We start from the raw sequence: 11,682 nt of genomic DNA, 5'->3' as shown, positions 1-11,682 counted from the left end.
CGCCCTGCCAGAGACCATACGCTCAATCGGCCTCAGGAAATGGGCTCATATAGGTCAAAGAAGATAACCGTTGGTATAAAGCTCCCGGATACGAGACAGGATTTCGGTCGCTATCGGTGACCCTGCCTGATGCAGTTCGTAGAATTTACGGCGTGTGTGCGACCAGCATGCCGCAATCCTGATACTGCCGTCATGGGTGAGAGGCGTGAAGCCAGCATAACCATCCACCTGCAGAATCCCCTGATAACCGGCGAGATGGCGGGCTGGCCACGCAGCGGTACGATCTGGCGTGGCGTAAAATACAACGGCAGGGGCGGTTGTGCCGCCAAAATCACGGTCATCACGAGCATAGGCCCAGAGCCGACCGGTGCGGGTTCGTCCCCGACCGGGATCAAGGACCGGCAACGGCGTGTCATCGGCGAAGATACGCTCACCAGAGCAGACATGCGACATCAGCATGTGACGGAGCGGTGCCAGCCACCATGCGGCAGCCCGGATCCAGTCGGCCAGTGTGGACCGCGCCAGTTCAAGACCATATCGGGCAAAGATGCGGCTCTGTCGATAAAGAGGCAGATGATCGCAGTATCGGCTGGTCAGCACATGGGCGATCAGAGCGGGCGTTGCGCTGCAACCCTCGGCAATCCTCTCTGGCGCCGCCGCCTGATGGAGTGTGCCACAGGCCCGGCACGCACATTTGGGCCGGTTGATCCGCACCACCCTGACTGACGCTGGCACCCAGTCGAGCATTTCACTTGTGGTTGTCCCCGCGTCATGCAGCGATCCGCCGCAGTCCGGACAGACCGTGACATCAGGAGCAATCGTCACGTCGGAGCGAGAAAGATGATCAGGCAGTGACTTGCGGTGAGGTTGTTTGACGAATGATGATCTGGTGAAATCTGGAGAGATACGATTCAGCCCGTCATCGTTTGTTTGCTCATCAATAATGGTTTCAACACCGGTTTTAGTGTCAAGGATCAGCGGGAGCTGGTCGGGCTCGATGGTTTCAGCACTCCGGCCAAACCGTGCACGTCGAAATTCCCGGATGATCTGCTGAAGTCGTTCTATCTCGATCTGCCCCTCATCCAGCGCATCCGCCAGATCCCGCACCATCCCCTGCAGGGTGATCGGGTCCAGGGGCAGATTGTCGAGGGCGATCTTCATGGTCCTGATGATGCCGGACCGGCGTGGGCAGTACAAGGAAAAACGGTGCGACCGGATTCCCGGAATTCCATTTTATCCTGCTACCATAAGGCGACGTGAAGGAACCGGATTACGCCAGTCCAGCCCTTCCAGAAGCATCGACAACTGTGCCGAGGTCAGGAAGATACTCGCCGGTCCGTCCGGTGATGGACGTGTCACGGGCCAGGTAAACGCGCCGGAATCCAGCCGCTTCTGATAGAGGCAGAGGCCATTGCCGTCGTGGTAAAGGATTTTGACGGTTCCAGCCTTTCGACCACGAAAAACGAAGACGTGGCCGCTGAACGGATCGGCACGCAGTATTTCCTGAATCATGAGGGCGAGAGAGTCCATTCCCTTGCGCAGATCGGTGTAGCCCAGTGCGACATGGATCCGCACGTTGGGAGGCAGGCTGATCATGGTGAAGTGTCCAGCGCATTGACCAGACACACGGCGTCATCGAGACCGACACCATCCGGAAAGCGCAGGGTCCGCCCATTGTTCAGAACGATCTCCAGAGACCGGAATGTCGCGTTGGGTCTCGCGAAAGGTCTGTTCGAAATCGGCGACGTCACGACGGGATCAGAGATCTGAACGTCTGCAAAGGCCGCCTCCCTGCTCAGGGGCGCGTCGGGTCGTTCCTGAAGCTGTGTGGAAAACTGGTGATACCAGCGATAGAGGACGCTCGGTGTCAGATGATTCAGCCGGGCGTAGCGCTCAAGTGTCAGACCGGACTGTAATGCATCCTGGAGCAGCGCCAGTCTGTTCTCGTCCGTCCATCGTCTGCGCACACCTCCCTTGTTGACCAGTTCTGCCCATGACCGCGTGGTCACGGACGTCGCCGCTGGGGTCGGGCAGAGGAATTCCTCTGCCCGACCCTCTGGGACCGTGGGTTCAGCCGTGGAGATGTCTTCACGGGAAGGGACGAAACGCAGGGTTCGCGCCCACTGACGCAAGGCTTTGGGACTGTAGCCTCGCTCCTCGCAGAATGCCTTCTGGCTCTGGTCACTCTCGGCAAAGTCTGTCAGGCGCGTTCGCCACAAAGCCTCACGATCCATCATCGGTCCTTTCTCCGGTTCGGAGTCACCAATGAAGGCACAGATACCGATCAAACGCAGCGTGTCAGATCCGGACGCTTACTCTTTACTGAATTATTATTATCAGCAGGTTTCATACAATCAGTCTTTATGCCTTCAGTCCGCCACCGAAAAGCGTCTACCAGTGCAAGCGTCCAAGAATTGCACAATTGACGGCTGCTTCCGCCTACATGGCAGACATCCAAACGGTTGTGACGGTTACCCGAAAGCCGACATCGCAGTGCGAAAGAAGCTGGGCCGACCTCCGGCAGGCTGCCTTCGAGCGGTGATGCGCAAAAGCCTGACATTTGTCCAAAATGCTGCGGGTTTTGCCGAGACCCAGAATCAGCAGTTCGGAGCTCCCTGCCGGCTGCTCACTTGCCCGGTCAGCCCCGCCAAAACCCGTCCTTCCTGACCCGCGATGCGGCGTCTCGGACTAAGGGATGACAAGAGATGCTGAACACACATTTTGACTGAATACCAAGTTCTATACCTGCATAAAAAAATACCGATTGAAATCTCATGTCATATTTAATATATGATATCCTATGCCAAATATCGACCTCCCAACACCCCGCCAAGTCAAGGCTGCCCGTGCACTGTTGGCGTGGACCCAGACCGAACTCGCCAAGGAAGCAAAGATCGCAACCTCGACGCTTGCCGATTTCGAGCGCGGAGAACGGACGCCGATCGCCAACAATGCCGAGGCGATCGCTGCAGCGCTGAGGCGTCACGGCATCACATTTACGCGTGGTGGCGCCGTCACCGGGTCCTCTCACATAACTGGGAAAAGCGTACCGAAGCCCGGCGTCAACGGAGGAGCATTGCGCTGGATCACAGCGCAAAATCTCATCGAGTGGGCCGGACGCCGCGACGGCCCCGCCGGGCTGCCGGAACTTTTGACCCGGCTGATCCTGGTCAGCTGCGGTCCGGTCGCGCTACGTTTTCCCGCCGATGACAGCATCGCGCATTCCGGCTGGGACGGCGTCGTCGAGTCCCCCGTCGCCACGCCTTACGTGCCGCAAGGTTTCTCCGCTTGGGAGTTCGGCGCACAGCGCGACGGTATCAAGGGCAAGGCTGACAAGGATTTCGAGAAGCGCTCGGCCGATCCCCAGGGAATCGACCCGGCCATGTCGACCTTTGTGTTCGTGACTCCGCAGCGCTGGGCGAAGAAGGAAGAATGGGCCGCCGCCCGCCGTGCCGAGGGCGTCTGGCAGGATGTCCGCGTCATTGACGGCGACGAGCTCGTCCATTGGCTCGACTGCCACGCCGGCGTCGCCGAATGGCTGGCGGCGCGGATCGGCCGCCGCCCTGCGGGCCTGCGCAACCTACCCGAAGTGTTCGACGAATGGTCGCTTGCGACGCGTCCGCCGCTCACCCCTGATATCGTCACCGCCGACCGAGACGACGAGGTGGTCAAAGTGCTGCGCTGGCTCAATGCCGAGCCGAGCGTGATGCCGCTCCAGGCCGAGGCGGTCGATGAGGCGGTCGCGTTCCTCTACGCTGCGGTCAACCAGTTGCCCGAGCCGCACCGCTTGTTCTGGATGAGCCGGATCGTCGTCACGGATAGCGACACTATCGCGCGCGAGGTCGCCGGGTTGAGCGACAAGCTCGTCGTCGTGTTGACTGGCGGTGATCCCGGTCTTGCCGCTCGTCTGGTGCGCGACGGCCACCACGTTTTCGCCGCCTACGGCTCGGACGTTGGCGCGCCCGCGACGGTGCTACGACTGCCACGGGCCTGGCGGCACACAATTGAGACCGCGCTTGAGGATGCCGGAATCGAGCGCGGCGAGGCGCGCCGCTATGCGAGTGCCGCCGGCCGCAGTCTCGCCGTGCTTCGCCGGTTGATGCCTGCAGCCCCCGCGCGTCGCCCCGCTTGGGCGCAAGCGCCGCTCGTGCCGCCGCTGCTCGGAGCAATGCTCTCGGGCGCGTGGGATCGCGATTATCCTGCCGACCGTGCGATCGTCGCCCGATTGTGCAACCTGCCATATGATACAGTCGAGGAAGCGCTCGCCCCACTCGCTGCTGCGCTCGACGGGCCGTTCCGTCGTTCGGGCTCGGTGTGGAAGCTGACCTCGCTGCGCGATAGCTGGTTCCTGCTCGCGAGCCACTTGACCACAGCGCAGGTCGAGACGCTGATCGCCGTGTTTCTCGAGGTGATGGGGGAAATCAGCCCGTGCTACAACGATCCCGATTATCGCTTCCGCTTTGATCGCAACCCGCCGACCGAGGCGTCGCCCGATCTCCGGCGGGGTTTGAGCGAAGCCGTGATCGCGCTGGGCATCTGGCACGATCAGGTGAGCGGCGTCCCCGGTGCTGTGCATTTGAGCGAGCGCGCTGTTGCCGACCTGCTCGGCGGCGCCGACGAGGCGCGTTGGTGGTCTCTATCGAACGACTTCCGACGGCTCGCCGAGGCAGGACCCGACGCCTTCCTCTCGGCGATCGACCGAGCACTTGACACCCAGCCCAGCCCGATCGCGTCCCTGTTCCGCAGCGACGAGGGCCTGCTCCACGCGCAGGAATATCTTTCCGACCTGCTCTGGGCGCTAGAAATTCTGTGCTGGAGCCCCGACCATGCCGGGCGTGCGACGTTAATCCTCGCGCGCCTCGCTGAAGCGGATCCCGGCGGCAAGATCGCCAATCGTCCCAAGGAAACGCTTGCGCGGATCTTCCTTCCGTGGCGCCCGCAGACGTTCGCGTCGCCCGCCGAGCGGATCGCGCTGATCGACGTGATCGTCAAGCGCTGGCCGATGGTTGGCTGGAACCTGCTTGACGCCATCTCACCAACCGTCGTTGGGGGCACGACACACCCGACCGCCAAGCCGCTGTGGCGCGACTTCTCTACCGACGCCCCCGAGATCATCACCAACCGGTCGCTCGCTGAAATGTATGCGGCGATCGGCGATCGGCTGCTCACCACGGCCGGAGGCGATCCTTTGCGCTGGGAAACGGTGCTCGACCATTGGGCGAGCTTCGACGCCGCGTGGCGCGTCAGCGCCGAGCGGGCCCTGACGGCGGCGGTTACAGGGTTCGATGCCGATGCGCGCCAGATTTTCCGCGAGAAGTTGCGGCTGTTCATCGCCAAGCATGCGCGCTTCCCCGACGCGCATTGGTCGCTCAATGTCGAGGAGTTGAAGCCGCTCAAGGATATTTTCGCCGATCTCGAACCAAGCTCTGTGAAACATCGCCATGCGTGGCTGTTTGGGCACGCCAATCCGCGGTTCGATACGAAGTTGAGCTGGCAGGAGCAGCAAGCACGAACCGAAGCCGAGCAGATCGCGGCGGTCGAGGAAATCGCGCAAGGCCTGACCGACAACGACTTGGTCGACTACGGGTTGGCCGTCGAACGGCCCGACTCCTTGGGCACCGCGGTCGCGCTGAGCACGCTCGCACCCGCACGGAAAGAGGCGATGCTCCGCTTGGCGTTCGCACGGGGCAAGGGCAATATCGAGCGCTTTGTCAGCGGCCTGCTCTGGGGGTTGAAACGTCAGAGCGGCGAAACAGCGATGCGCGAGCGGCTGGTCGAAGCGATCGCGGCCACGCGGCCCGCCGTCGAAATCGCGACGATCGCGTTCACACTCGATGCCGTCGCAGACACTTGGAATCTGATCGCGAGCGCAGGCGACGAAGCCGAGCGGCTCTATTGGTCGCGGCTCAACCTGCAGATCATTTCTGAGCAGGAAGACGTCACTGTCGTCGTCGATAAGGCGCTCGGCGTTAACCGCGGGCGCGCCGCGTTAAGCTATATCGCGGGGCACGAGAACCTGACCGTCGCGCGCGACCTCATCGTGCGCGTAATGCGCGATCCCTCAACGATAAGCGGCTCGGGCAATGCCGAGGACGATAATGATAGCGGCCTGTTCGGCTGGCATGTCGGCAAGATCTTCGAGCGGCTCGATGCCATTCCGGGGTTCGAATCTGAGGTGGCCACGCTCGAATGGATCTACTTCTCTGCACTCCAGCATTCAGAGCGGCCTCCGCGCGCCTTGTACCGGCTGATGGCGACGGACCCCGACTTCTTCGTGATGTTACTGAAGGCGCTCTATAGCGGCGAAGGCGGCAATGAGACCGCGCTTACCGGCGAAGCGCTCGAGAATGCCGAGAGGATCGCATCCCAGGCCTTCCACGTTTTCGAGGATTGGTCGCGGATCCCGGGGAGTAATGACGACGGCACGATTGATGGGGCGAAACTATCGGCTTGGGTCGAGCGTGTGCGCGCTGCTTCGGCCGAAGCGTACCGCGGCAGGATCGCCGACTATCGCATCGGCGTGATCCTGTCCGCCGCGCCGCGCACCGACGGCCAGGCCTGGCCGCCCGAGCCTGTCCGCGACGTGATCGAAACGGTCGCCAACGACGATATCGACCAAGGGTTCTTGATCGGGCGCTTCAATCGTCGCGGGGTCACCACGCGCATGCCGAACGATGGGGGCGATCAGGAACGCGATCTCGCCGCGCGCTATCGTGCCGACGCCAAGGCTAGCGCGTTGCTCTGGCCGCGAACCCGTGCTGTGCTTGAAAAGATCGCCAAGGGCTATGAGGCCGATGCAGTGCGCGAGGATCAAAGCGCTGAGCAGCGCGACTGGTGAGGATGGCCGTGGTCTTCCGTCGCCCGGTATCGCTCGGCCAACGCGAGGATAGCAGCAGAGCTTGCGACTTTTTGCGGTTGGCGGCCGTGTGCAATCTGGCATACGCCCATGTGCATGATATGTTCCTTTGATGGACGATCCGAATATGCCCGATCGGGAGGAGATACTGGCGAAGTGGCGCAGCGGCACGTTAGTCGACGCGCTGTTCGCCGAATACGGCCGCATCTGGCTGGACGAGGAGAGCCCGACGATCGAACTACTCGTCGTTTTGCACAACTCCGGCGAGATCGATCTCCTCAATATCATCACGACGGAGTCGGTTGAGCGGCACAAGGGACCGGACTTCTTCGATGGGCAGCATCTCTACGAACGGCTCATCCCGAGGATTACCGGCTCGGTCCGGGAGATGGTTCGGGTTGTAGAGACAATACGGGTCGGCGCTGGCAATGACATGGCAGCCGGCCTCCACATCGACAAGTTCGTGAAGTGGTGTGGCGACGATCCCGCGCGCCCCGGCGAATTGCTTGCGCTCATAGACGAGGGGTTCGTGCAGGCCGACGGCTATCTCATCATCGCCATCAAGACCGGTGTTGCTGTTGATCGGCCGCTGTTCGTCGACCGGGCTTACGGCTTCCTGGAGAGCGGGACGGAGCGGCAGCGGTGGGGCGCGCTGAGCGCGCTCGGACAGATCGAGATGCTGAATGAGGCCTACTGGGACCGTCTCCTCGAAGCGTTCGACACTGCGCTGACGGAGAACCCCGACGACACGTTCCTTGCTTACTTCCTGTCGGCGATCGGAGAGCGGCTAAAGGATATACCAGCGAAGCGGATCGACGCGCTCGAGAATTTGGCCGGTCTGGCGCTGGCGGCGGGCGGAGAGCACACGCTCCATTCAGCGTCCCGGTTACTGGCCTTCGATCCGACGCCACTGAGTGCCGCGTTGAAGAATAGTATGCTAGAGAGGCTGCGCGAGGTCGACGCCGGTAACAATGAGGCTATCGACCTCCTCGACATCGCTTTGTCCAAGATGGTGAAGGCGGGGCAGGTTCTGGAGGTCAGGCAGCTTGCCGAGGCACTCGTCAGGCGGGACGAGGGAGCGGTCAAGCTGGGTCGGCTAGACTCCACAGTGCGCGCGGTGATCGAGGATTCAAACGACGCGCTGGCTGACTGGGTGGTGGCTTGGCTGTACGATGGCGACCACAGGCTCTGTTCCGCCATGGACCGCGCGATGTTTGGCGCTGGCCGTGACGAGCGGCCGCTGCACGTCGACTTTTCCCAATACGGGCTGAGCGAAGCGGAGTATCCCTACCTGGCCCGCAAGGTCGTCGGCAGTTTCTTCCTGAAGCCCGTGCTCATGTCCTCGCTGCTGTCCTCGCTCCTTCGGTCGGCACCCGAGGCGGTGTCGGCGGAGGTGGAGGAGGTGCTTGTCTGTCCGGTTCTGCAGAACTACGCAGGGTCGACCCGCGACCTGCTGATACCGATCTCCGAGGACGCGACGGATACAGCGGCGCCTGCGGTGGCACGTGCGATCGCGGCGCAGGACAGCTATCTGGAGAGGTTGAAGGCGCCCGGCTCCGTTCCCGAGCTGCGCCCGTCAGAGCGGGAGCGCCAACTGGAGTGGGAGCGCCATACCGACAGCATGTTGGAGGCGATGCGCAAGGCAAGGAAAAAATCCATCTTCGCTCAGATCGCGACTGAGTCTATCATACTCTACGGCGAGCGCGCCGTGATTTGGGTTGAGAACCTCGAAGACGAGCCCCGCCGGATGGAGACCGCGATGGGAAGCATCAGCACCTCGTTCGAGGTGCCTCGCATCGAAGTGGTGGATCCGGTCGGGCTCCAGCTAATGCTACTGTCGTTTAGGGCGGAACCTCGCCCGGAATGAAGCTCGTATTCAAGCAGTATCTCGCATCCCTCAAGGAGCGCAAAGAGCTCGACGCTGTGCTGCCGGACCTGTTGAGCGAGCTCGGCTACACTGTGATCTCCAGGCCGTCAGTGGGCACGCGCCAATACGGCGTTGATGTTGCGGCGGTGGGCCGGGACGCGGATGGCCGCCGGAAGCTGTTCCTGTTTTCGATCAAGCAGGGCGATCTGACCCGCGCCGACTGGGACGGCAGCCCGCAGGCGTTGCGCGGCTCGATCAACGACATCCTCGACGTCTACATCCCTACGCGCATTCCCGATGCTTATTCAAAGCTCGAGATCGTCATCTGCCTATGCTTCGGTGGTGACATCCAAGAGGCCGTCCGGGACAACGTCACGCAGTTTACGAGGCGGGAGACGAGGAACGGCGTCTCGTTCTCCGAGTGGAACGGCGACCACATGGCAGGGCTGCTGGTGGAGGGCGTCCTGCGCGAGCAGCTGGTGGACAAGTCCCTCCGTGCCAGCTTTCGGAAGGCAGTCGCGATGGTCGACGAGCCGCAGGTCGCGTTTGTCTACTTCGAGAAGCTCCTGCGCGGGCTCTGCAAGCTCGAAGACTCGACTCCTCGGCAGCGGGCGACAATCCTGCGCCAAATTTACATATGCCTGTGGGTCCAATTCGTCTGGGCGCGCGATGCCGGAAACGTGGAGGGACCGTATCGCGCCAGCGAGCTCGCGATCCTGCTCGGGTGGAACCTGATCAGAGCCGATGTACCGAAGAGCACGAAGGCTTCCGAGGAGGTCGGAAAGGCATTTGCCGGAATTGTAGACCTGCACTTCTTGATCTGGGACGAACTGGTCGGCGGGAAAATTCTCCCATTTGTCGATCACAAGCATGCAATCTCGATCGCCGTAGCATCGGCCTCGCCGGTCGATGTAAATCTGAAACTCTTCACGTTGATCGGACGGATGGCGATGCGAGGGCTGTGGCACCTGTGGTTCGCGGGAGGCAACGTTCGGCTGCCAATGGCGCGAGTTGACTGGGACTGCCCAGAGGCGTCGGAATTGGCTCAGAAGATCGTCCAACTCGTCCGCAACAACCCGATCCTCTTGACGCCGTTCACGGACGAGCAGTCCGTCGAGATCGGGGTTACACTCATGTTTCTTACGATGATGGGAGAGTGGAGCCAGGCGGCCGGAAACTACGCCGACGCTGTCATTGAGCGCACGGTCTACGCCTTTCGGTCCCACAGCCGATACCCGACTATCTACGCCGACTACCGGGGGCTGCTCGTCCACCCACGCGAGCGCTCGTCCGAATATCGCGAGGGTCAGACGAAGGGCAGTTCCCTCTATCCGCTGCTTTCACTGTGGGCGTCGACCTTTGGTGAGGGGATGGGCACCCGCTTCCTGTCCGAGTTCGCTAAGGAGGAACTGAGACACTGCAACATGCAGTTCTGGCTGGCGGGCGCCGACAGCGAGGGACTCCTATATTCGGGCGAGCAATCGCACGGGGCATCGCTCGGCGGAGTGCCGATCACAACTGACGGCGAGCGCGCCATTCGCATGCTGGAGGCGGAGTGCGCGTCGCCGACAGCGTTCGAAAATCTGTCCGCTATTTCGCTAGGCCACTGGCCGGTGCTTGCGATGGCGTGCAGGCATGCCGGGCTGCCACTTCCGCCAGACCTCTGGCTAGGCCTGCTACGGGAGGCGCGGTCGGCGAAGGTTGACAGTGGCGGCCAGACGGTTCGTTAACTACCGTCAAGAGGCGCGCCGACGAATGTCCGGCTACTCAAAAAAAGACCTTTAAAGCAGCCATTCCGCTCTCCCCCCCAAATTAGGCGTTGGCGCTTTGGGAGCAAGGTAGCAGTTCGCTGATACGCGCAGCTGGATATCCATCGATCATGCGTGTCATCTCGGAACGCTAACCTACCAGTCGCCGGAAGTCGACTTCACATCTCACCTCAGCATCCGATGAGGCTAAGGATGGTAGGGAAGCTTTCTGAATATGCGAACAAAAAAAGAGACGGTACACCCTGCCCTCTCTCCTGCCCCTATCGGTTCCCGAATGGCAGAAGCGGCGGCATACCGCCCTTTTCCTCTATCAGCTTACTCAGATAGCTGACGTTGCCTTGCTGCATGTCTGCGGTGAGTTCACCCGGCAATGGATGCTCGTAACCATTCAAACGGCGCACCTGGCCGTAAGTGCGGTTGATGGATCGTATTTCCTGGTCGAGCCCTTGGACGCTCTCCCCACCAAACCGCCGACGCACATAGGGCATCGTGCCTGGCACAAACCCCTTTGCCTTGTAGGTCTCCTGTAGCTGCTCCTGGCACTGGAACTTGCGTGTTAGCGTCATGTGCCGGCATTGCCGCTGCTCATCGGCTTTCATGGTCGCCTGTGTCGCCTGCCACTCAGGATCTATGACCTGCGAGTGAGCCGTGCGGATCTCGCCCACACCCAACCCGGCCACCACTGCGGCCAACAATAGAGCCTGTCTCATATCATTCACTCGATGCTGTAAAAGCCTGCACCTTTTGCAGATGCTTGAGATTCTTTTCGGCAATGTCGTTCTCGACTTCCAATTGCCGGATGTGCTGCTGAAAAGCCATGTCCGCCATGGTCTGCTGTAACTGCAAGCTGGCGTCGTTCTGATGCAACGCAGTGGACTGCTCGACCGCGATGAGCTGCGTGGACGCCCCCACATCATTATCCCCTAGGTCGGCCAGAGCCTCGTCCTGTCGCTGCATCGCCTGGGCCGATACCTGGCGATACTCATTCACTGACGCCAGAGATGCTGCTTCCCGCATGGACTGGTTACGGCGTGTCGTCAGTTAAGGGCTGCTCGTGTGCCGTGAGTGTTGTACTTTCCGGCTTCCTGTGCAGACTGTTTTCCCGGTTTTGATGGAGACAGACAGATGCGGCGTTACGGTTTACGCGACGATCAGTGGGAACGGATAAAAGGCCTTCTCCCTGGCCGGGA

At 61.4% G+C, this 11,682-nt stretch carries 8 protein-coding genes; 3 read left to right on the top strand and 5 right to left on the bottom strand.

Translation table 11 applies throughout. The features are described from left to right. Nucleotides 1–54 precede the first annotated feature (54 nt). The 3 genes from tnpC to tnpA all read right to left on the bottom strand — a co-directional run bounded on the left by tnpC (nt 55) and on the right by tnpA (nt 2,237). Entirely contained in the window at nt 55–1,161 is a 1,107-nt protein-coding gene (gene tnpC, locus LOC54_RS09070) for an IS66 family transposase (RefSeq protein WP_279313495.1), read from the bottom strand. A 72-nt stretch (nt 1,162–1,233) separates the two neighbouring features. Continuing rightward, a complete protein-coding gene (gene tnpB, locus LOC54_RS09065; protein ID WP_166318568.1) occupies nt 1,234–1,596 on the bottom strand; it encodes an IS66 family insertion sequence element accessory protein TnpB in 363 nt (120 codons plus the stop codon). Then, nucleotides 1,593–2,237: an IS66 family insertion sequence element accessory protein TnpA gene (gene tnpA / locus LOC54_RS09060; protein WP_279313494.1), complete on the bottom strand. Its 645-nt coding sequence runs from the start codon at nt 2,235–2,237 to the stop codon at nt 1,593–1,595. Before tnpA ends, tnpB begins: the two co-directional genes overlap by 4 nt. Nucleotides 2,238–2,800: 563 nt before the next feature. Here tnpA and LOC54_RS09055 point away from each other — a divergent pair. The 3 genes from LOC54_RS09055 to LOC54_RS09045 all read left to right on the top strand — a co-directional run bounded on the left by LOC54_RS09055 (nt 2,801) and on the right by LOC54_RS09045 (nt 10,453). Further along, the gene (locus tag LOC54_RS09055) at nt 2,801–6,838 is read left to right on the top strand and encodes a helix-turn-helix transcriptional regulator (protein WP_279313493.1); all 4,038 of its coding nucleotides are present in this window, start codon (nt 2,801–2,803) and stop codon (nt 6,836–6,838) included. Nucleotides 6,839–6,983: 145 nt separating this feature from the next. Further along, nucleotides 6,984–8,723 (top strand): hypothetical protein, encoded by a 1,740-nt coding sequence (locus LOC54_RS09050; protein WP_279313492.1) that lies wholly within the window; start codon nt 6,984–6,986, stop codon nt 8,721–8,723. After that, nucleotides 8,720–10,453, top strand: coding sequence for a hypothetical protein (locus tag LOC54_RS09045; RefSeq protein ID WP_279313491.1), 1,734 nt, complete (start codon nt 8,720–8,722; stop codon nt 10,451–10,453). Before LOC54_RS09050 ends, LOC54_RS09045 begins: the two co-directional genes overlap by 4 nt. A 299-nt stretch (nt 10,454–10,752) precedes the next feature. On the opposite strand, the gene LOC54_RS09040 is transcribed toward LOC54_RS09045, so the two are convergent. Together LOC54_RS09040 and LOC54_RS09035 are read right to left on the bottom strand one after the other, a co-directional pair. Next, nucleotides 10,753–11,202: a hypothetical protein gene (locus LOC54_RS09040; protein WP_279313490.1), complete on the bottom strand. Its 450-nt coding sequence runs from the start codon at nt 11,200–11,202 to the stop codon at nt 10,753–10,755. Between the two features lies 1 nt (nt 11,203). Next, nucleotides 11,204–11,509 carry a hypothetical protein gene (locus LOC54_RS09035; protein ID WP_279313489.1) on the bottom strand — a complete coding sequence of 102 codons (306 nt, stop codon included), beginning with the start codon at nt 11,507–11,509 and terminating at the stop codon, nt 11,204–11,206. Between the last annotated feature and the right edge of the window lie 173 nt (nt 11,510–11,682).

The sequence above is a fragment of the Acetobacter sp. AN02 genome (genome assembly GCF_029759835.1).
In the GTDB taxonomy this organism is placed as follows: Bacteria; Pseudomonadota; Alphaproteobacteria; order Acetobacterales; family Acetobacteraceae; genus Acetobacter.
This window is presented reverse-complemented; position numbering and strand designations above follow the sequence as displayed.